General features: G+C 63.2%; 21 protein-coding genes. 10 read left to right on the top strand and 11 right to left on the bottom strand.

Annotated elements, in window-relative coordinates; translation table 11 throughout:
* Window positions 1-27: 27 nt before the first annotated feature.
* Window positions 28-714 carry a phytanoyl-CoA dioxygenase family protein gene (locus G6N74_RS25015; protein ID WP_165120722.1) on the top strand — a complete coding sequence of 229 codons (687 nt, stop codon included), beginning with the start codon at window positions 28-30 and terminating at the stop codon, window positions 712-714.
* Here G6N74_RS25015 and G6N74_RS25010 read toward each other — a convergent pair.
* The 6 genes from G6N74_RS25010 to G6N74_RS24985 all read right to left on the bottom strand — a co-directional run bounded on the left by G6N74_RS25010 (window position 668) and on the right by G6N74_RS24985 (window position 5,885).
* Window positions 668-2,125 (bottom strand): MFS transporter, encoded by a 1,458-nt coding sequence (locus G6N74_RS25010; RefSeq protein ID WP_165120721.1) that lies wholly within the window; start codon window positions 2,123-2,125, stop codon window positions 668-670. The two genes, G6N74_RS25015 and G6N74_RS25010, sit on opposite strands and share 47 nt — an antisense overlap.
* The gene (locus G6N74_RS25005) at window positions 2,122-2,769 is read right to left on the bottom strand and encodes a helix-turn-helix transcriptional regulator (protein ID WP_312857917.1); all 648 of its coding nucleotides are present in this window, start codon (window positions 2,767-2,769) and stop codon (window positions 2,122-2,124) included. Before G6N74_RS25005 ends, G6N74_RS25010 begins: the two co-directional genes overlap by 4 nt.
* Before the next feature lie 178 nt (window positions 2,770-2,947).
* Window positions 2,948-3,424: a DUF992 domain-containing protein gene (locus G6N74_RS25000; RefSeq protein WP_205826850.1), complete on the bottom strand. Its 477-nt coding sequence runs from the start codon at window positions 3,422-3,424 to the stop codon at window positions 2,948-2,950.
* 211 nt (window positions 3,425-3,635) lie between these two features.
* Entirely contained in the window at window positions 3,636-4,481 is an 846-nt protein-coding gene (locus G6N74_RS24995; protein ID WP_165120720.1) for a tetratricopeptide repeat protein, read from the bottom strand.
* A 149-nt stretch (window positions 4,482-4,630) separates the two neighbouring features.
* Window positions 4,631-4,888 (bottom strand): 30S ribosomal protein S21, encoded by a 258-nt coding sequence (gene rpsU / locus G6N74_RS24990; protein WP_091915561.1) that lies wholly within the window; start codon window positions 4,886-4,888, stop codon window positions 4,631-4,633.
* Between the two features lie 238 nt (window positions 4,889-5,126).
* On the bottom strand, window positions 5,127-5,885 hold the full coding sequence (locus G6N74_RS24985) for an SDR family oxidoreductase (protein WP_165120719.1): 759 nt from the start codon (window positions 5,883-5,885) through the stop codon (window positions 5,127-5,129).
* A 253-nt stretch (window positions 5,886-6,138) separates the two neighbouring features.
* Between G6N74_RS24985 and G6N74_RS24980 the strand changes: the two genes are divergently transcribed.
* From G6N74_RS24980 to G6N74_RS24955, 6 genes are read left to right on the top strand one after another with little or no spacing between them, the layout of a single operon-like run.
* Window positions 6,139-7,392, top strand: coding sequence for a sarcosine oxidase subunit beta (locus tag G6N74_RS24980; RefSeq protein ID WP_165120718.1), 1,254 nt, complete (start codon window positions 6,139-6,141; stop codon window positions 7,390-7,392).
* On the top strand, window positions 7,392-7,817 hold the full coding sequence (locus G6N74_RS24975; RefSeq protein ID WP_165120717.1) for a hypothetical protein: 426 nt from the start codon (window positions 7,392-7,394) through the stop codon (window positions 7,815-7,817). The genes G6N74_RS24980 and G6N74_RS24975 overlap by 1 nt, the downstream gene beginning before the upstream one ends.
* Before the next feature lie 9 nt (window positions 7,818-7,826).
* Window positions 7,827-8,216 (top strand): sarcosine oxidase subunit delta, encoded by a 390-nt coding sequence (locus G6N74_RS24970; RefSeq protein ID WP_165120716.1) that lies wholly within the window; start codon window positions 7,827-7,829, stop codon window positions 8,214-8,216.
* The gene (locus tag G6N74_RS24965) at window positions 8,216-11,209 is read left to right on the top strand and encodes a sarcosine oxidase subunit alpha (protein WP_165120715.1); all 2,994 of its coding nucleotides are present in this window, start codon (window positions 8,216-8,218) and stop codon (window positions 11,207-11,209) included. Before G6N74_RS24970 ends, G6N74_RS24965 begins: the two co-directional genes overlap by 1 nt.
* Entirely contained in the window at window positions 11,202-11,768 is a 567-nt protein-coding gene (locus G6N74_RS24960) for a sarcosine oxidase subunit gamma (RefSeq protein WP_165120714.1), read from the top strand. Before G6N74_RS24965 ends, G6N74_RS24960 begins: the two co-directional genes overlap by 8 nt.
* A 58-nt stretch (window positions 11,769-11,826) precedes the next feature.
* Window positions 11,827-12,036 carry a hypothetical protein gene (locus G6N74_RS24955; protein ID WP_165120713.1) on the top strand — a complete coding sequence of 70 codons (210 nt, stop codon included), beginning with the start codon at window positions 11,827-11,829 and terminating at the stop codon, window positions 12,034-12,036.
* A 79-nt stretch (window positions 12,037-12,115) separates the two neighbouring features.
* On the opposite strand, the gene G6N74_RS24950 is transcribed toward G6N74_RS24955, so the two are convergent.
* The 5 genes from G6N74_RS24950 to G6N74_RS24930 form a co-directional block, all read right to left on the bottom strand.
* The gene (locus G6N74_RS24950; RefSeq protein ID WP_165120712.1) at window positions 12,116-14,002 is read right to left on the bottom strand and encodes an MFS transporter; all 1,887 of its coding nucleotides are present in this window, start codon (window positions 14,000-14,002) and stop codon (window positions 12,116-12,118) included.
* Window positions 14,003-14,313: 311 nt separating this feature from the next.
* A complete protein-coding gene (locus G6N74_RS24945; RefSeq protein ID WP_165120711.1) occupies window positions 14,314-15,090 on the bottom strand; it encodes an SDR family NAD(P)-dependent oxidoreductase in 777 nt (258 codons plus the stop codon).
* Window positions 15,091-15,093: 3 nt separating this feature from the next.
* Window positions 15,094-16,128, bottom strand: coding sequence for a phosphotransferase family protein (locus G6N74_RS24940; protein ID WP_165120710.1), 1,035 nt, complete (start codon window positions 16,126-16,128; stop codon window positions 15,094-15,096).
* Window positions 16,125-16,604 (bottom strand): MaoC family dehydratase, encoded by a 480-nt coding sequence (locus tag G6N74_RS24935; protein ID WP_165120729.1) that lies wholly within the window; start codon window positions 16,602-16,604, stop codon window positions 16,125-16,127. Before G6N74_RS24935 ends, G6N74_RS24940 begins: the two co-directional genes overlap by 4 nt.
* A gap of 31 nt (window positions 16,605-16,635) precedes the next feature.
* Window positions 16,636-17,451 carry an SDR family oxidoreductase gene (locus G6N74_RS24930; RefSeq protein ID WP_165120709.1) on the bottom strand — a complete coding sequence of 272 codons (816 nt, stop codon included), beginning with the start codon at window positions 17,449-17,451 and terminating at the stop codon, window positions 16,636-16,638.
* 144 nt (window positions 17,452-17,595) lie between these two features.
* Between G6N74_RS24930 and G6N74_RS24925 the strand changes: the two genes are divergently transcribed.
* From G6N74_RS24925 to G6N74_RS24915, 3 genes are read left to right on the top strand one after another with little or no spacing between them, the layout of a single operon-like run.
* On the top strand, window positions 17,596-18,225 hold the full coding sequence (locus tag G6N74_RS24925; protein ID WP_165120708.1) for a TetR/AcrR family transcriptional regulator: 630 nt from the start codon (window positions 17,596-17,598) through the stop codon (window positions 18,223-18,225).
* Between the two features lie 59 nt (window positions 18,226-18,284).
* Entirely contained in the window at window positions 18,285-19,526 is a 1,242-nt protein-coding gene (locus tag G6N74_RS24920; protein ID WP_165120707.1) for an acyl-CoA dehydrogenase family protein, read from the top strand.
* A 5-nt stretch (window positions 19,527-19,531) separates the two neighbouring features.
* Window positions 19,532-20,500: an NADPH:quinone oxidoreductase family protein gene (locus G6N74_RS24915; protein WP_165120706.1), complete on the top strand. Its 969-nt coding sequence runs from the start codon at window positions 19,532-19,534 to the stop codon at window positions 20,498-20,500.
* Window positions 20,501-20,505: the final 5 nt, after the last annotated feature.

Below are 20,505 nucleotides of genomic sequence, written 5' to 3'. Positions count from 1 at the left end.
TAAGGCCATGGATCACTGAGCGCCGATTTGAGCGAACAGCTGCAATTCGACAAAGACGGCGCCGAGATCCTTCGCGGCGCCGTTTCCGCATCGGTGATCGGCGAAGTCATCGATGCCTTCGGCGATACCATCGACGGACGTCCCGGCGTCCGCTCGCTGCAGGTTCCAGCTGAGATCGTCAGGATCGTCGCTGCGGCGGGACCTCTGGGACGGATTGCCCAGTCGTTTCGGCCCGACGACGCGGCGGCCATGGAACCGGTGCGCATCGTCTTCTTCGACAAGACGCCGGAAACCAACTGGGGCGTGCCGTGGCATCAGGACCGGACCATTGCGGTGAAGGCGCGCCACGATGTCGTTGGCTTCAGCAACTGGAACACCAAGGACGGCGTCGCGCATGTCGAGCCGCCTATCGACCTGCTGATGCGGATGGTGACGCTGAGGCTGCATCTCGACGACGCCGGCATCGACAACGGCGCGCTCGACATCGTGCCCGGATCGCATTCGCTGGGCCGGATTCCAGCTGCCGAGGTGATTGATGTCGCGAAGCGCGTACCGTCGGTGCGGTGCACGGCCAAGGCAGGGGATGTGCTGGCGATGCGGCTCGTGACGCTCCACAGGTCGGAACGGTTGATAAATCCGTCGAGGCGTCGCGTCCTGCATGTCGACTTCAGCCCGGACCGTCTGCCTCCGCCGCTCGCCTGGAATCAGCAGTAAACTTCTGCCGGCGCACAATGCGTGTCGCCGCCACCACGCCGACGATGCCGAGTGGCACGAAGGCCAGGTACAGCCATACCGCCACGCTGTGCGCAGTCGCGCCGCTCAAGCCGTGCGAAAAGCCGCTGGCATTGGCGATAATGCCGCTGATCGCTGCACCGATGGCGTAGCCGATGCGCTGCATGGTCGGTACGGCGGATGAGGCGACCGTGCTTTCGGACGGGTCGGCGGCCGCAACGATGACGCGGGTGACGAAAGGCCAGGCGATGCCGAAGCCACCGCCCTGCAAAAGCGCGCACAACAGCACCAGTGGGATCGAACCCTGGGGAATTGCGTAGGCGAGGCCTGCGACGCCGGCTGTGATCATGCAGGCGCCGGTGACGATGATCAGTCTTTCGCGGTGCGGCGGTGCGTTGGCGACGAGGATCGACAGGACCGACCAGGCGATGGATTCGGCTGCAATGATGTAGCCTGTGGTGAGCAGCGATATGCCGTGCAGGCTGGTGAGCAGCAGCGGCCCGTAGACGGCGAAGGAAACCGTCGCGACCGAAAAGGCCGCTATCATGATCATGCCGTTGCCGACCGGCGAGTGCCAGTCGAAGGGGCGTGACGGGAACAGCCGCGACAGCGGTTTTCTCGCATCCAGCACGAAGAACATGCCAAGCGCTGCAATGCCGAGCACGAGAAACAGCGACGAGCGCAGCAGGTCAATCTTCACGCCGGCAAGCGCGATCAGGATGACGCTTGCCGCGAGCGCGCCTAGCGCCAGGAAGGGGAAGGGCGGCAGCGTGCCCAGTCCCGCCGTGCGGCGCGTCGCCTCCGGGCTGCGCAGCACGGCAAAGCAGGCCAGCGCCATGGCGATGCCGCCGAGAAAGAACACGCCGAAGGCCCAGCGCCAGGAGAACGCCTGCGCCATCAGTGCGCCGAGCAGCGGGCCGCTGAAGGCCGCCACGCCCCAGATGGCCGACATGACGCCGAAAAGCTGCGGCCAGATCTTGCGCGGGAAAAGGCGTTCCACCGAAACGAAGGCGAGCGACACCAGCGCGCCGCCGCCGAACCCTTCGATCAGGCGTCCGGTGAGGAACCAGGGCATGGAGGAAGCGGTGGCGCAGAGTAGCGCGCCGGTGGAATAGAGCAGGGCGGCAACCACCATGTTGGTGCGCAGCGGCACATAGCTGACCAGCCTGCCGGCGGCGGCACCGGCAACGATGGCGCCGACCTCGTAGATGGCGAGCGACCAGCCGACCAGCTGGACGCCGGAAAGATCGCCGACCATGGCCGGCATGATGGTCGCCACCATGGTTTCGTTGGTGGCATGAAGGAGGATGCCGAGGCAGATGAAGCAGAAGCGGGCGAGATCGCCGCTTGCCCACAAGGCATGCCAGTCGACGCGGTTTGAAGCCACGCTCATTTTGTTGTCTCCGATGCTGGGGATATGCGGTAGGCGCAGCGCCGCGCGCCGGCCAGTATGTAGTCGGTGCGCTCGACGCTGACGTCGTCGCCCAGCACCTGCCGGAACAGCGCCAGCTCCGAACGGCAGAAGCCCTGGCAGATGCTTGCGGCAGCGCAGATCGGGCAGTGGTTTTCGGCAAGCAGCCATGCGCCGTCGGGCAGGGGGGCAGCGTCGGCGAGATAGCCTTCCTGGCTTCTGATGTCGGCAAGCTTGGCGACGCGCTCGGCTAGCCCCTCCAGCCCGGCAAGAGCGGTATCGTAGCGCCGGAGCATCTGCCGTTCGCGGTCGGTGATCAGCCGGTCGAGGCCGTCTTCGCCGAAAAGCGAGCGCACTGAGTCCAGCATCTCGACCGTCAGCACGGCATGGCTGTCGGGAAACAGCTTTTGTGCTTCTGCCGTGAGCAGCCAGTAGCGTTCCGGCCGTCCGACCTTGCCGCCGCGATCTTCGAAGACAACGAGGCGGGCATCGAGAAGGGCAGTGAGATGCTTGCGCGCGCCCGGCGTGGTGATGTCGAGATGCTCGGCGATCGCGCCGGTCGTCTGCGCGCCGTGAAATTTTATGCGCCGCAGAATACGGTCTTCGCTTGGACTTGTTTGCCGCACGGCAACTGCCTCGCTAATAAAGAAACTATTTGGTTTCTAAATTAAGCAAGGCTGATCGGCAATGAGCCGCATGGTCTGGATCAGGTGGTTGTCGCGCGTGGCGCAATGGTGGAAACAGCAAAAAGCCCGGCCGATAGATCGGCCGGGCTTTCTCAGTTCGACCGCGAGCAGCGGCGAATTACTTCAGCGACTTGTAGAGCTCGAGCTGCGTCACAGCCAGCGCGACATTGACGCCGGTCTGGGTCTGGACACTGAGCGGCTGCAGCGTAAAGGCGCGGCTGTTGCCGCCGAGCAGGACATTCACGCCGCCGCCGGTGACAAGGCTGGCATCGGCGGATGCGCCGAAATATTTGCCGGCGAGCGCACCGCTGCCATAGCCGTCCCAGTCGGTGGCCAGAACCGCCCAGCTGATCGACGACTGATGGGTCATGCCAAGGTCGGCGCCGAGCTTGGAGATGACGCCGCTGTAGACGTCAGGGCCATAGGCCTTGTTGTAGGGCTTGAACGTGCAGGCCAAGCCCTTGTTCGAGCCGATGATGTAGGACGTGCCGCCATCGACGACGCAATCGAGAATGCCGAGCTGTACGCTTCCGGCATGTGCGGGAAGGGTCGAGACGGCGGAAAACAGAGCCGCGGCGAGAACAAATTTCTTCATGATTCAACTCCAGCAATTCGTGCTGAGCCAAGCCCCGATCCAATCCCTTGGGAAAGCAAACAGAACCCCCAGCCTTACAAGCACGATCTAGGCCGCAAACACGGCAAATTTTTGCCGTTTTCAACGCAGGATCGTGTCTTTAAAACCGATTGGGGTGCCGTTCGGTTCCATTGCGGAATCAATCGGCCTGCACTTGCTGGAACGGTTGGCTTTATGAGCCGCGCGTGCGTGCCAGGCCTTCGGTCGCCGGCTTGTAGTTGGGATCGAGCTGTGCGGCCCGCGCATAGGATTTAGCCGCCCGAGCCTTGTCGCCGCGCCGCTCGTAGATCAGCGCCTGATTGGCCCAGCTTTCGGCGATATTGCCGTCGAGCTTGATCGCCATGTTGAAGTCGGCGAAGGCGTTGTCCTCGTCATTGGTGGCGAGGTAGGAGAGGCCGCGGCCGTTATAGGGTTCGGCGGCGTCGGGCGACAGCGAGATTGCGGTCGAGAAATCCTCGATGGCGAAGGCGTGCTGGCCCTGGCTCTGATAGATCAGGCCGCGATTGTGATAGGCGCGCGCATCGGTCGTATCGAGCTGGATCGCCTTCTGGAAATCGTTGAAAGCGTCCTGCGTGCGGCCTGCCTTGCGATAGAGATTGCCGCGGCCGATATAGGCGGCGTCATAATTGGCGTTGAGCTGGATGGCCTGGTTGTAGTCGGCGAGCGCTTTCCCCTGATCGCCGAGAAAGCGCTGGATGAGGGCGCGGTTGGCGTAGGCCTGGTAGAAATTCGGCTTAAGCTCGATCGCCTTGTCGAAGTCCTTCAGGGCTTCGCGATACTTGCCGCCGCGGCCATAGGCCGAGCCGCGCACATTGTAGCCTTCGGGATCCTGCGGATTGCGGGAGATGACCGCCGAAAGCGACGAGATGTTCTCGCTCGATCCCTGAGCTGTTTCGACGGAAGTGAGTTCGCCTGTCGGGCCGCTCTGGCAGGCGGTGAGCGCGACACCCGAAAGCAGCGCTGCCGCCAAGGCCGCGTTGCGCCAGGAATGATTGCGCCCGCCGATCAATGCTTCCATCTCTGCTCTTCCCTTGTGGTCGGCCGAACTATACGGCGGAGGCTCCGCGGCAGCATATAGCGCGCAATCGGAACAAAACAAAAAGGTGGCGGTGATTCTTCATCACCCCACCTTCCGTATCCTCGCAAAAGGACGAAATATTGGCCAGATCAACGCGCCGGGCGCGCTGCACCTGCGGCCGGAACCGGACGCGGGGTCATCGGAAGCAGGCCTTCGCGCTGAGCGCGCTTGCGGGCCAGCTTGCGGGCGCGGCGAACGGCTTCAGCCTTTTCACGGGCGCGCTTTTCCGACGGCTTCTCGTAGTGGCCGCGCATCTTCATTTCACGGAAGATACCTTCGCGCTGCATCTTCTTCTTGAGCGCGCGAAGCGCCTGATCAACATTGTTGTCGCGGACGAGTACCTGCACGGGCAATCCTGTCTTTCGGGTTCGAATCAATAGAGCGGGGCGAATAGCCACTGGCTTTCGCAGCGGTCACCACCGCGAATTGCGGCGGCTGATAGCAGAATCAAGCGGCGTTGTCGAGAGCAGAGTGCGCAAAAGGCGCGTATCCCTCTCTCAAATGTGAAAATGCACGCGCAATCTGCCGCGCAACGCATTTCCGCCTGAATAAACCTGAAGAAGCCACCGGTCAACGAAACAGCTGTCAGACCCGGTTGATCGAAACGCCGCCATCGGCAAACAAGGCCGTGCCGGTGGTGAAGCTCGAAGCATCCGAGGCGAGGAAAAGGGCTGAACGGGCAATTTCTTCGGGCTTTGCGACGCGCTTCAGCGCATGCAAACCTTCGACGAAGGCCCATTCCTCTGGCGTCTTGAACGTTGCCGCCGGCGTGTCGGTGCCGCCGGGCAGGAGCGCATTGACCCGCAGGCCGCGTGGCCCGTACTCGGCTGCAAGCGTCTGAGTCAGGCCGATCAGCGCGGCCTTGGCGGCGGCATAGGCCGCCATTCCGGGCATGCCGACGGTGTGGCCGACAAAGCTCGAGGTGAAGATCAGCGAGCCGCCGCCGCGCTCCAGCATGGCCGGGATCTGATATTTTGCGCCGAGAAAGGCGCCGGTCAGATTGGTGTCCAGCGTCGCATTCCACGCCTCGAGGGACATGTCCGGGACAGGACCCATCTCTCCGATCGCGCCGGCATTGTTGAAGGCAATGTCGAGGCCGCCGAACTCGCCGGTCGCCAGATCAACCAGTGCTTTTGCATAGGCCTCGTCACGGACGTCGCCGGCAAGTGCGATTGCCGTGCCGCCATCCTCGACGATTTCTGCGACCAGCTTGTCGAGTTCGGCCTGACGCCGTGCCGCGACGACGAGTTTCGCACCTTCCTCGGCGAAGAGTTTTACGGCGGCGCGGCCAATGCCGGAACTGGCTCCGGTAACGATTGCGACCTTGTTGACGAGAGCGGACATGATTGGCGTTTCCTCTGTGGAGCGGCGAACCGGAGCGGTCCGCATCGATGCGCCGTCGTCGCAAATGAGGCCGGTGCGAGCCACCCGATACCTGCCGGCGGTTGAGAGGATTTGTCGCGGCTGGCAGGCACTGGCGCAAAACGGCAATAGCCGTCGCAAACAGTGCAAAGCTGGCTGTCGCTTTTCGCTAGTGATACACCTCGCGCTCTGAATTCAGAGACGAGACCTTCCGACATCCAAGAGGCCAGTGCCCATGCGGAAATATTCGGTTTTTGCCCTCGCCCGCGAGGCGATGCGCGGCCACAAGGGCTGGGATGAGCAATGGTCCTCGCCCGAGCCGAGGGCCGAATACGACGTGATTATCGTCGGTGCGGGCGGACATGGGCTGGCGACGGCCTATTATCTGGCCAAGGAACACGGCATCACCAATGTCGCGGTGCTGGAAAAGGGTTGGCTCGGCGGCGGCAACACCGGCCGCAACACCACCATCATCCGCTCGAACTATCTCTATGACGAATCGGCCGGCATCTACGACCACGCCGTGAAGCTGTGGGACGGGCTTTCGCAGGATCTCAACTACAACGTCATGTATTCGGCGCGCGGTGTCATGATGCTGGCGCATAATGTGCACGACGTGCAGGTGCTCAAGCGCCACATTCATGCCAACCGCCTGAACGGCATCGACAATGAATGGCTGTCGCCCGAACAGGCCAAGGAATTCTGCCCGCCGCTCAACATCTCCAAGGACGCGCGCTACCCGGTCGTCGGGGCATCCCTTCAGCGGCGCGGCGGCACGGCCCGTCACGATGCGGTCGCCTGGGGCTATGCGCGTGCAGCCTCCGCGCGCGGCGTCGACATCATCCAGAATTGCGAAGTTACTGGCATCAAGCGCGCGCCGAACGGTGCCGTGATGGGCGTCGAGACCTCGCGCGGCTTCATCGGCGCGAAGAAGGTCGGCGTCGTTGCCGCCGGCCACACATCGGTGCTGATGGACATGGCAGGCGTGCGCATGCCGCTGGAAAGCTATCCCTTGCAGGCGCTGGTGTCGGAGCCGGTCAAGCCGGTGGTTCCCTGCGTGGTCATGTCCAACACGGTGCACGCCTATATCTCGCAGTCGGACAAGGGCGAGCTGGTCATCGGCGCGGGCACCGATCAGTATATCTCCTATTCGCAGACCGGCGGCCTGCACATCCTCAACCACACGCTCGACGCCATCTGCGAGATGTTCCCGATCTTCACGCGCATGAAGATGCTGCGGAGCTGGGGCGGCATCGTCGACGTGACGCCGGATCGCTCGCCGATCCTGGCCAAGACGCCGGTGCAGGGGCTTTACGTCAATTGCGGCTGGGGCACGGGCGGCTTCAAGGCCACGCCCGGTTCGGGCAATGTCTTTGCCCATACTATCGCCCGCGACGAACCGCATCCGATCAACGCGCCCTTCACCATCGAGCGTTTCCGCACCGGACGCCTGATCGACGAGGCGGCAGCGGCGGCGGTGGCGCACTGATGCCGGCGATTGCGGCCACACTTGCCGTCGTGGCGCCGCTGGTTCTGGCCGGCGAAAAGGGACTGTTTCATTTCCCCGGCGCCGACGAAGTGCGGTTGCAGAAGCTCAGCCGCGCCGACAATGAACAGGAATGGCCTTTCACGGTCAGCTCCGGCTATCTCGCCTGCGTCTGGAGTGCCGGCAAGAGGATGGTGATGTTCCTCGAAGAGCCGGCAAAGGACGAGGCGGAACCTGCGCGGATGCGAAAGGTGTTCGTCTCGGTCAATCCCTTCGAACTCACCCTCGGCAACATGGCCGATCGCGACCTCATCGTGCCGATGGATTCCGTCGAGGCACTGGTGAAGCGCATGGCGCCCTTCGCGGCACTCGGCGAACGGCTCTGCGACCAGCCCCAGGGTTCAAAAATCCGCCAAGGCGAACTTTAGGAACAAGACATGCTTCTCATCCGCTGCCCCTATTGCGAGGAAGAGCGTCCGGAACTCGAATTCCGCAACGCCGGCGAAGCCCACATCGCGCGCGCTGCCGACATCGCGGCGGTAAGCGACGAGGATTTCGAAAAGTTCTTCTTCATCCGCTCCAATCCCAAGGGCATCATCTATGAGCGCTGGCGGCATATTCACGGCTGCGCGCGCTTCTTCAACGCGGTGCGCGACACGGTCACCGACAAGTTCGTCATGACCTACAAGGCCGGCGAGCCGAAGCCCGACATCTCCAAGCTGAAGAAGGAGAGCGGGCCGGCAGCCTATGCCAACCGCCCGCCGGACCAACTCAATGTGAAGAAACCGGCGGCAAAGCGCGCGCCGGCCAGCAAGGGAGACGCGTGATGGCCGCCACGCACCGCATTTCCGGCCACGGCCGCCTCACGCCGGCAAAGACCGTGCGTTTCACCTTCGACGGGCAGTCCTATTCAGGGCTCGCTGGCGACACGCTGGCCTCGGCGCTTCTGGCCAATGGCGTCCATCTCGTCGGCCGCTCGTTCAAATATCACCGGCCGCGCGGCATTCTTTCTGCCGGTGCGGAAGAGCCGAACGCGCTGGTATCTGTCGAGCGCGACGCGGCGCGCCGCACGCCCAATGTCCGCGCCACGGTGCAGGAGCTCTATGACGGCCTTAGCGCCAGTTCGCAGAACCGCTGGCCGTCGCTGTCCTTCGATGTCGGCGCGGTCAACGATCTGGCCTCGCCGATGTTTTCGGCCGGCTTCTACTACAAGACCTTCATGTGGCCGAAGGCTGCCTGGAAGAGCCTTTACGAGCCGAAAATCCGCGCCGCTGCCGGTCTTGGCGTTTCACCCGACCAGCCGGACCCGGACCATTATTCCGCGCGCTTCGAGCATTGCGACGTGCTGGTGCTGGGTGGCGGTGCAGCAGGCTTGGCCGCAGCACTTGCCGCCGCTGAGACCGGCGCGCGCGTCATCATCTGCGACGAGCAGGCCGAACTCGGCGGCGCATTGCACTTCGAGGCCGGCACAAGCATCGACGGGGCCGATGGCTGGTCATGGGCGCAGGCGACTGCGGCGAAATTGGCGGCGATGGACAATGTCCGCGTGCTGCCGCGCACCACGGCCTTCGGATACTACGCGCAAAATTTCGTCGGCCTGACAGAGCGCGTCAGCGAGCATCTCGCCAGCCCTGGCCACGATTTGCCGCGCGAGCGGCTGTGGCAGGTGCGCGCCAAACGCGTCATCCTCGCCACCGGCGCCATAGAGCGTCACATGGTGTTTGCCGACAACGACCGGCCGGGCATCCTGCTGGCTTCGGCGGCGCGCACCTATCTCAACCATTACGGCGTCGCCGTCGGCCAGAATGTCGGCGTCTACACCGCCAACGACACGGCCTATGCGGCGGCGATCGACCTGAAGAAGGCCGGCGTCAACATCGCGGCCATCGTCGATCTGCGCGACAATCCAGCAGGCGCTCTCGTCGATGAGGCGCGCGCGCTCGGCATCGAGATCAACCATGGCCGCGCCGTCATCAAGACCGGTGGGCGTCTGCGCGTTTCCTCCATGACGATCCAGCCGAAGAATGGCGGCGGCGAGCGCAATATCCCCATCGATGCACTGCTGATGTCGTCGGGCTGGACGCCGTCGGTGCATCTGTTCTCGCAGTCGCGCGGCAAGGTCGCCTTTGACGACGCCACCAAGCGCTTCCTGCCGGGCACCTACGCGCAGGATTGCGTCTCGGTTGGCGCCTGCAATGGCACGGACGGTATTTCCGCGACGCTCGACGAAGCCTATGCGGCAGGCGAGAAGGCGGCGAAGGATGCCGGCGCGAAGGCCGGCAAGTCGGCCAAGCCGAAGGCCGAGACTTCCGAAAGCTGGGCTGGCGGCATGCTCGGTGCCGGGCCGGGCGCTGGCGCTGATACTACCGTGAAGGCCTTCGTCGACTTCCAGAATGACGTCACCGCCAAGGACATCCGCCTTGCCGTGCGCGAAGGCATGCGCTCGATCGAGCACGTCAAGCGCTTCACCACCAACGGCATGGCGACCGACCAGGGCAAGACCTCCAACATGCACGGGCTGGCGATTGCCGCCGAGACGCTGGACAAGGACATTCCCGCCGTCGGCCTCACCACCTTCCGCGCGCCCTATACGCCGGTGACGTTCGGCTCCATCGTCAATCACGGTCGCGGCGTGCTGTTCGACCCGACCCGCAAGACGGCGATGCATGGCTGGGCAGAAGCCCACGGCGCTGTGTTCGAGGATGTCGGCCAGTGGAAGCGCGCCTGGTATTTCCCCAAGCCGGGTGAAGACATGCATGCTGCGGTCAACCGCGAATGCGTCACCGTGCGCAAATCCGCCGGCCTGTTCGATGCCTCGACGCTGGGCAAGATCGAGGTTGTCGGGCCGGATGCGGCGAAGTTCATGGAACTGCTCTACACCAATCCGTGGGAGAAGCTGGAACCCGGCCGTTGCCGCTACGGCATCATGCTGCGCGAGGACGGTTTTATCTATGACGACGGTGTCGTCGGCAGGCTGGCGGCGGACCGCTTTCACGTAACCACGACGACCGGCGGTGCCGCCCGCGTCATGAACCACATGGAGGATTACCTCCAGACCGAGTTCCCGCATCTCAATGTCTGGCTGAGTTCTATTTCCGAGCAATGGGCGGTGATTGCCGTACAGGGCCCGAACTCGCGAAAAATCATCGAGCCGCTGGTCGAGGGCATCGACATGTCGGACGAGGCGCTGCCGCATATGTCGGTGCGCGAAGGCAAGATCTGCGGTGTACCGACTCGGCTGTTCCGCATGTCGTTCACCGGCGACCGCGGCTTCGAGGTCAACGTGCCGGCGGACTACGGCCAGGCGGTGTGGGAAGCGCTGTGGGCCGAGGGCCAGAAGCACGGCGCCTGCGCCTATGGCACCGAGGCGATGCACGTGCTGCGCGCCGAAAAGGGCTACATCATCGTCGGCCAGGACACGGACGGCACGGTGACGCCGAACGATGCCGGGCTCGACTGGGCGATCGGCAAGAAGAAGACCGATTTCGTCGGCATTCGCGGCCTGACGCGGCCGGATCTGGTCGCCAAGGGCCGCAAGCAGCTTGTCGGCCTGAAGGCGAAGGACCTGAAAGTGGTGCTGGAAGAGGGCGCGCAGATCGTCGCCGATCCGAGGCAGCCGATCCCGATGACGATGATCGGCCATGTCACGTCGAGCTACTGGTCGGAGAATTGCGGCCGGGGCATCGCGCTGGCCGTGGTGATCGACGGGCGCGACCGCATGGGGCAGACGCTTCATGTGCCGATGCCTGATAGCGTGATCGAGGTCGAGGTCTGCTCGCCTGTATTCTTCGACGAGAAGGGAGAGCGCCTCAATGGCTAAAGCTGCTGTCAAAACTGCGACCGCTGCGCGCGCACCGGCGCTTGCCGGGCGTGATTTCTCCGCGACGGGCGTCAAGCTTGCCGTGCTGGCGCCTGCCGAACGTATTTCGCTGCGCGCGCCCGCCGCGTCCGTCGCCGCCTTGTCAAAGGCGCTCGGTGTAACCTTGCCCAAGGCGCCGAAGACATCGGCTTCGAAGGATGGGCGTACCGCACTCTGGCTCGGGCCGGACGAGTGGCTTGTCATCGACGAGGCAGGTGGCGATCCGCTGGCCGATTGCGCCGGCGTCAAGGCGCTGCATTCAGCGGTCGGCGTCTCGCATCGCAATGTCGGCTTCTCCGTCACCGGGCCGGCAGCGGCTGCCACGCTCAATGCCGGCTGCCCGCAGGATCTGTCGCTTGCGGCGTTTCCGGTGGGCGCCTGCTCGCGTACGATTCTCGGCAAAATCGAGGTGGTTATCCTGCGCACGGCGGAAGATGCTTTCCGCTTGGAATGCTGGCGTTCGTTCTCGGATTATGCCTTCGCGTTCCTGTCGCAGGCGGCTGTTGACGCTGCCGCCTGAAGGGTGGAACCTTCGATTGCAGGCGGCGTTTGCCTGAAGCAGATTGAGGGAAAGCATCATGTCGAAACCGACGCCAACGCCTGACGCCAAAGCGAAGAGATCGCCGGCCGTGCGCTCGCTCGAACGTGAGCAGCGCAAGAAGGAAATTGAAAACAAGACGGCGGAAGAAGAGCTCGAAGAGGGGCTGGAGGATACGTTTCCGGCCAGCGACCCGATTTCGGTGACGTCTACGTCTATATCGGGCGGCCCGAAAAAGCTGAAGAAGTAATCTGACGCTTCGATTTTCAGTCAAAAAAGAAACACCCGCCAGGCGGTCAAGCCTGGCGGGTGTTTTGTTTCTGTCAGCCTTACTTGATGGCGTCGAGGTCGGTGTCCTTGGTGTCTCTCACGAAGATCAGGCCGATGATCAGTGTCATCGCCGCGATCACGATCGGATACCAGAGGCCGTAGTAGATATCGCCCTTGGCCGCGCTCATGGCGAACACGACTGCTGGCAGCAGGCCGCCGAACCAGCCGTTGCCGATGTGGTAAGGCAGCGACATGCCGGTGTAGCGGATGCGGGTCGGGAACATCTCGACCAGGATCGCCGCGATCGGCCCGTAGACCATCGTCACATAAACGACGAACACGAACAGGATGGCGATGATCTTCGGCCAGCTGACGGCGGCCGGATCGGCAACCATCTTGAACGCGCCGGCGCCGGGAACGGTATAAACCGGCACTTCGGTAGCACCTGCCGCTTCCTCGGCCGTCACCAGCTTGTCGGCGATGGCCTTGTCGACCGGAACCATGGCCTTTTCGCCGCCGCGGATAGCGGCTGCGTCAAGCGCCAGTTTCGGGTTGGCGGCGACCAATGCGTCGAGCTTCGAATCCGCGACCTTCGCAGGATCGCGAACCAGCGGATAGCCGCCGTCCTGAAGAGCGATGTTGATGCCCTTCTTGAAGGCGCCGTCTTTGGCGGCAGCATCGGCTCCGGCAGCGACCACGTCGTAGGATTCGACGGTTTCCTCGCCGATCTTCACGCTCGCAGGCGTGCCGGCGGGAGCCGTCGCCACGATGTCGTAGGGAACTGCGCTCTTTGCCAGGAAGTCCGTTGCGACGTCGCAGGAGGTCAGCGGCTTTCTGGTGCCGACCGGGTTGAACTGGAACTTGCAGTCCCCCGGAGCAGCCGTCACCGTTGCACGAACGTTCTGCTGTGCGCTGGCGAGTGCCGGGTTTGCGGCCCAGGTAAGCGCCTTGAACAGTGGGAAGTAGGTGACGATGGCGAGCGCAAGGCCGGCCATGATGATCGGCTTGCGGCCGATCTTGTCCGACAGCCAGCCGAAGAAGACGAAGAAGCCGGTGCCGAGCGCCAGCGCGATGGCGATCATGATATTGACCGAGACGCCATCCACCTTGAGCACGTTCTGCAGGAAGAACAGCGTGTAGAACTGGCCGGAATACCACACCACGGCCTGGCCGGCGGTGAGGCCGAACAGGGCAAGCAGCGCGATCCTGGCGTTCTTCCATTGTCCGAAGGCTTCCGACAGTGGCGCTTTGGAACCCTTGCCTTCTTCCTTCATGCGCTGGAAAGCCGGCGATTCGCTCAGCGACAGTCGAATCCACACGGAAATGCCGAGCAGGACGACCGAGATCAGGAACGGAATGCGCCAACCCCAGGCCTTGAAGTCGTCGGCGCTCATCGAGGCCTGTATGATCAGGATGATGACCAGCGACAGGAACAGGCCGAGCGTGGCCGTCGTCTGGATCCAGGAGGTGTAGAAGCCGCGCCTGCCGTCGGGCGCGTGCTCCGCGACATAGGTCGCAGCACCGCCATATTCGCCGCCGAGCGCCAGGCCCTGAAGCATACGAAGGATGATCAGGATGATCGGGGCGGCAATACCGATGGTGGCCGAGCCGGGCAGCAGGCCGACGAGGAATGTCGACGTGCCCATGATCATGATGGTGACGAGGAAGGTGTATTTGCGGCCGACGAGATCGCCGACGCGGCCGAAGATGAGCGCGCCGAAGGGGCGCACGAGGAAGCCGGCAGCAAAGGCCAGAAGCGCAAAGATGTTGCGCGTGGCTTCAGGATATTCGCTGAAGAAGGCCGCGCCGATGAAGGCAGCAAGCGCACCGTAGAGATAGAAATCGTACCATTCGAAAACCGTGCCGAGCGAGGAAGCGAAGATGACTTTCTTTTCCTCACGGGTCATGCCGCGCGTGGCTGAGCCCGCGCTTGCTGCCATTGCCATTGATGTGTCCTCCCAAAGATCCCGCCGACACGGGCAGACAAGCGTAGGCCAACCAACCCAATTCGGCGGGTGAAAGTTACGCGTGCGAAAGGTCGAGGACCATCGATCCTTTGGTTTTATGACTTTCGTCTAAGAGGTTGCAGGCCCAAGCCGGCTGACGATTTCCAAGACCTCTTTGAGAATTCGCTCGGGCGAGGCAGCTGGGGTGGTTTTCGAGAACCGGAGCGGAGCGGACTTTCGGGTCCGTGAGCACCGGAAGCGGAGAAAACTGCGTCAGATGCCCGCCGGAGTAGAATTATCAAAAGGTCTGTTCAGATGGCCGAAATGCCACCGTCGACCGCCAGCGTATGGCCGGTCATGAAGGAGTTCTTCGGGTCAGCGGCAAACATGATCACCTCGATGACCTCGTCCACTTCGGCGACGCGTTTCATCGGCACGCCGCGCGTCAATTCGGTGATCGCCTCGGCCTCGGTGGCGCGCGTGATCTTGACGAAATCGTCGACCATTTTCGTCCGGGCATAGGCGGGACAGACCGCGTTGACGCGAATGCCCTTGGATGCGTATTCGGCGGCAGCCGAGCGTGTCAGGCCGACGACACCGTGCTTGGCTGCCGAATAGACCGAGAGTTTCGGCGCGCCGCCAAGGCCCGCGACGGAGGCGATGTTGACGATGGCGCCACCCTTGCCGGTCTTGCGGAATTGCCGCTCCATGACCGGAAGCTGCGCCTTCAGGGCGTAGAAGACGCCGAGCAGATCGACCTCGATGATCCGCCGCGCCTCGTCGGAGGGAACCTGCGGCAGGCGCACGAAGCTCTGGGCGATGCCGGCATTGTTGACGGCGATGTCGAGACGCCCGAAGCGTTCGACGGCCAGTGCCGCCAGCTTTTCCGAAAGCTCTTCGTCGGCGACGTTTCCGGCCAGAATGGCTGTCTCGACATCGAGCGTCTCGGCAAAGGCCGACAGGACGCCCTCGTCCATGTCCGAGAGGATGAGCCGCGCGCCTTCGGCTGCGAAACGCTCGGCGGCACGGCGGCCGAATCCGCCCGTCGCCCCGGTTATCAACACGGTCATCCCGTCAAAACGGCTCATGCTTTATTTGTCCTTGTCGATGAGTTCCGCCGCCAGATGCGACAGGAGTTTTACGGCCTTGCCATACATCTTCGCCTTTTCCGGGTTCGACGCATTGCCATCCAGCGCGCGCTTGTAGACGCCCTGGCAGATCGCTGCGAGGCGGAAGAAGGAGAAGGCGAGGAAGAAGGTCCAGCGCGGGATATCCTGCAGCCCGCGCCGCTCGCAATAGGCGGCGACATAGGCTTCCTCCGACGGCAGGCCGAGCGCTGCACGGTCGATGCCGCCCAGCCCGCGAAAGCCGGACTGGTGCGGCAGGCGCCATTGCATGCACTGATAGGCGATGTCGGAGAAGGGATGGCCGAGCGTCGACAGTTCCCAGTCGAGCACGGCCAGCACCTGCGGCCGGTCCGGTGCGAAGATCATGTTGTCGAGCCGGTAGTCGCCATGCACCAGCGAGACGATGCCGTCATCTGCCGGCATATGCGTTTCCAGCCAGGCGATCAGCCGGTCCATGTCGGCGATGCTGCCGGTCTCGGAAGCACGGTATTGGCTGGTCCAGCGTGCGAGCTGGCGCTCGAAATAATTGCCGGGGCGGCCGTAGTCGGCGAGGCCTGCGGCTTCAACATCGACATCGTGCAGGGCCGCCAGCGTGGCGTTCATGGCATCGTAGATCGCCGCGCGTTCTTCGTTCGAGGATGCTTCCGGCAGCGCCGGGTCCCAGAAGATTCGGCCCTCGACATGCTCCATCACATAGAACATGCGGCCGATGGGCGATTCTTCCGGCGCCAGATGCAGCATCCTCGGCACTGGAACCGCAGTGCCGGCTAGCGCCTTCATCACCCGGTATTCGCGATCGACCTGATGCGCCGATTTGAGCAACTGACCCGGCGGCTTGGCGCGTAGCACGTAGCGCCCGCTTTTGGCCGCCAGCAGATAAGTCGGGTTCGATTGCCCTGCGTTGAATTTCTCGATTGCCTCGAGCCCGGAAAATCCGGGAACCTCGGCCTCCAGATAAGGGGCGAGTGCTGCGCGATCGAGACTATTCGGATCGCTCATCCAGCTTCCTTTGCCGGTTCGACATAGGTCAGCGTCAGCCAGCGCGCGGTCAGCGCCGGCTTCTTCGAATCCTCGATCTCGATGGTCACGTCGTGCGCCACCTGCACCCAGCCGGAGGGCCGCGCCTTCACATCGGCGAGGACGAAACGGGTGCGGATGCGCGCGCCGGTCTTCACCGGGGCGACAAATTTAAGGCTCTCGAAACCCTGATTGATGCCCATGTCGCCGCCTTCCAAAGGCGGAATGGTCTCGTAGGTCATCGCCGACAATAGCGACAGCGTCAGGAAGCCATGGGCGATGGTGCCGCCGAAAGGCGTCTCGCGCACTGCCCGTTCCGGGTCGCAATGGATGAACTGGTGGTCGTCGGTGGCGTCGGCGAACTGGTCGATCATCGTCTGCGTGACTTCACGCCAAGGGGAGACACCGACCTCCTTGCCGACGCCGGACAGAAGCTGTTCGAGGCTTACGGGTTTCAGGCTGGAAGTTGTCAAGCGGTTCGCCTTTTCGTCATTGGGTAAAGGGCGGCAGGCCGTGCTGGACCGACTGGCCGCCGTCGATGGGCACTATGGCGCCGGTGACATAGCGGCCGGCGCGGCTGCACAGATACAGCGTTGCACCCGCAATGTCATCGGGCGCGCCGATCCGCCCCAAGGGAATGTTGGCGCCCATGCGTTTTGCCTTGTCGTCAGTGCCGACGGCGAAGGCCATCATCTTGCTCTGAAAGGGACCGGGCGCGAAAGCGTTGACGGTGATGCGGCGTCCGGCGAACTCGATCGCCAGCGTGCGGGTCAGGTGATGAACGGCGGCCTTCGACGCCGTGTAGGAATAGGCGTTGTCGGCGAAAGGTTGCGTGCCCATGATCGAGCCGAGATTGATGACGCGGGCCGGGTCCTCGTCGCTCGCTGCCGTATCAAGCAGCGGCAGCAACTCGCGGGTCAGGTGGAAGATGGCGGTGACATTGACATTCATCACTTTGGCCCAGGCGGCGTAGGGGAATGTCTCGAACGGCTCGCCCCAGGAAATGCCGGCATTGTTGATCAGGATGTTCAGCTTGCCGGTTCGTTCTTTCACCGCGCCGGCCAGCGCCAGTATGCCGGCCTCGGTGCTGACATCGCCGGCAAAGCCCTCGGCCTTTCCGGGGCCGCCCCGCGCATTGATCTCGGCAGCGACGCGCTCGCACTCATCGCCCTTGCGCGAAGCGATCAGCACATGTGCCCCGGCCTGCGCCAGCGCGGTGGCGGCCATGCGGCCGATGCCGGTCGCCGCGCCTGTCACCAGCGCGGTCTTGCCGGTTACCGAAAACAGCTCCTCCAGATAGGACATCGCTCCTCCAAGCTGCGGCTTCAAGCTTGCCGCGTTGACAACATACCGAGTAGTATGTTCATATTTTCAGCGCTCGTAAAGACCATGTGTTGCTGCATGGCTGCGGGAGGTAGACCGCCGCGATATCACCAGGATGACAGACGGATGTCAGAAAGCACCGCAAGGACCATGCCGGACGATTCCCGCTTCGACATCCTGAGCGCGGCAGCGCAGTGCTTCATGGAACGCGGCTATCACGCGAGTTCGATCGACGATGTCGCGCGCAGCCTCGGCTCGACCAAGGGCCGCGTCTATCATCACTTTCCGTCCAAGGCCGATCTGTTCGCGGAAGTGTTCCGCACTGGTATGGAGATGAACTACACGGCGATCGAACCCTATCGCGAAAAGGACATTCCCGCGGTGATGCGCTGGCGTCATCTCGCCACCATCCACACCGGCCAGATGATCCGCACCAAGCCGTTCCAGCGCGTGGTGTGGGAGGGCGTCGAACTGCATCTGCGCGGCGCGACCACGCCGGAACAGCGCGAGGTTTTTGCCCGGCTTCTGCAATACCGCACCGAATACGGGCTGATTTTCCGCAAGACCATCGAAGAGGCGCGCGATGCCGGCGCGATGGATTTCGAGAATCTCGGCATCGCCGCAGAACTCATGTTCATGACACTCAACTCGCCTATCTTCTGGTATTCGCCGCGCCCCGACGAAACCGAAGGCGATATCGACCGTCTCGTCGGGCAGATCGTTACCTGTGCCGCGCGGGGTCTCGGGGCTTCCTGATCCCGAGCCGCCGCCGTGAGATTGATTGCATTCAAGCAAAAGTTGGAGGAAGAAATTCAATGTCGGATATGGCCCTGGGCATGACGGAGCGGCTGAAGCCCATCCACGAGCGCGTCGCCCGCATGGTGCGCGAGGAGATCGCGCCGCTCGACGCTGAATTCCTGGCCGAGATCGGCAAGGGCGGCGATCGCTGGGCCTACACGCCACGCCAGACAGAAATTCTCGAAGGGCTGAAGGCCAAGGCGCGCGAGCGCGGGTTGTGGAATTTCTGGCTGACCAATTCCGACCGCGGCTACGGGCTTTCCACCGTCGAATATGCTTATCTCGCCGAGGAAATGGGCAAGGCGCATCTGGGCGCCGAAACCTTCAACTGCTCGGCACCCGACACCGGCAATATGGAAGTGCTGGAGCGCTATGGTTCTGCCGAGCACAAGGAGCGTTGGCTGGGGCCGTTGCTCGAAGGAAAAATCCGCTCTGCCTATCTGATGACCGAGCCGGATGTCGCCTCGTCGGATGCCACCAACATCTCCCTGCGCTGTGAGCGCGACGGCGACGATTATGTTCTGAATGGCGAGAAGTGGTGGGCGTCGGGCGCCGGCGATCCGCGCTGCAAGATCTACATCGTCATGGTCAAGACCGGCGGCGATGATGCGCCGAAGCACAAGCGGCATTCGATGATCCTGGTGCCTGCCGGCACCGAGGGCGTCGAGAAGTTGCGGGCGATGCAGGTCTATGGCGAGGATGACGCGCCGCACGGCCATTTCCACATCCGCTTCACCAATGTCCGCGTGCCGGCATCCAATCTCATCTTAGGCGAGGGCAGGGGTTTCGAGATCGCGCAAGGCCGGCTCGGCGGCGGGCGTATCCACCACTGCATGCGCGCTATCGGCCAGGCCGAGCGGGCGCTGGAGCTGATGTGCACGCGTGCCCTGCGGCGCGAGGCCTTCGGCAAGAAGCTCGCCGAACTCGGTGCCAATTTCGACATCATCGCCGAAGCGCGCATGGAGATCGAAATGGCGCGGCTGCTCTGCCTCAAGGCTGCCTGGATGATCGATCAGGGTGACGCCCGCGCTGCCGCTCCCTGGATCAGCCAGATCAAGGTTGCGGCACCGCGCATCGCACTCAAGGTGGCGGATGAGGCAGTGCAGATGTTCGGCGCGAAGGGCATCAGCCAGGACACCGAACTGGCGCGCATCTGGACGCATCTTCGGACGTTGCGTCTCGTCGATGGGCCGGACGCCGTGCACCGCCGCCAGATCGCCCGCAACGAGCTTAGAAAATACACGCAGGAAAAGATCTGACCGTCATGAAGGCAATCGTCGTCAACAACTACGGCCCGATCGACAAGATCGCCTATGCGGACTGGCCGGAGCCGGAAGCCAAGGGCAATCAGGTCGTCATCGAGGCGGAAGCTATCGGCGTCAATTTTCCCGATGGTCTGCTGGTGCAGGGTCTCTACCAGATGAAGCCGGAGCTTCCCTTCGTGCCGGGCATGGAGGTGGCGGGCAAGGTCATTGCGGTCGGGCCGGAGGTGAAGTCGCTGAAGGTCGGCGATCGCGTCGCATCCCTCTCCACCCATGGCAGTTACGCCGAGCGGGTCGCAGTGCCGGAGCCGGCGGCGATGAAGCTGCCGAACGGCATGGACGCCGGTCACGCCTGCGCGCTGATCTGCGGCTATGGCACCTCGCACTATGCGCTAAAGCAGCGTGCGAAGATAAAGCCCGGCGAAACGCTCTGCGTGCTCGGCGCGTCGGGGCTTACCGGAATCGCGGCGATCCAGATCGGCAAGGCTATGGGCGCGACCGTCATCGGCGTGGCGTCGACCGAGGAGAAACGGCAGATCGCAAAGGAAGCGGGCGCCGATATCGTGCTTGGCTATGAAGACCTTAGGGATCGCCTGAAGGAAGCGACCGGCGGCAAGGGTGTCGATGTCGCCTTCGATCCGGTCGGCGGTGAAGCCTTCGATGCACTGTCGCGTTCGATGGGCTGGGGCGGGCGGCTTTTGGTCATCGGCTTTGCCTCCGGCACGATCCCGAAATTCCCGGTCAATCTGGCGCTGGTCAAAGGGTTTTCCGTGGTCGGCGTGTTCTGGGGCGCCTTCACCGCCAAGGAACCGAAGGTCTATGCCGAGAATATGAGCGAGCTGATCGAGTGGTATCGCGCCGGCAAGGTCAAGCCCGTCATCGAAGGCACCTATCCACTTGCCGACGCAGCGAAGATACTGAAACGCGTTATCGGGCGCGGTGCGTCCGGCAAGCTTATCCTCAAGCCGTGAATGGA

The organism is Mesorhizobium zhangyense, from assembly GCF_011045115.1.
GTDB lineage: Bacteria > Pseudomonadota > Alphaproteobacteria > Rhizobiales > Rhizobiaceae > Mesorhizobium_M > Mesorhizobium_M zhangyense.
This window is presented reverse-complemented; position numbering and strand designations above follow the sequence as displayed.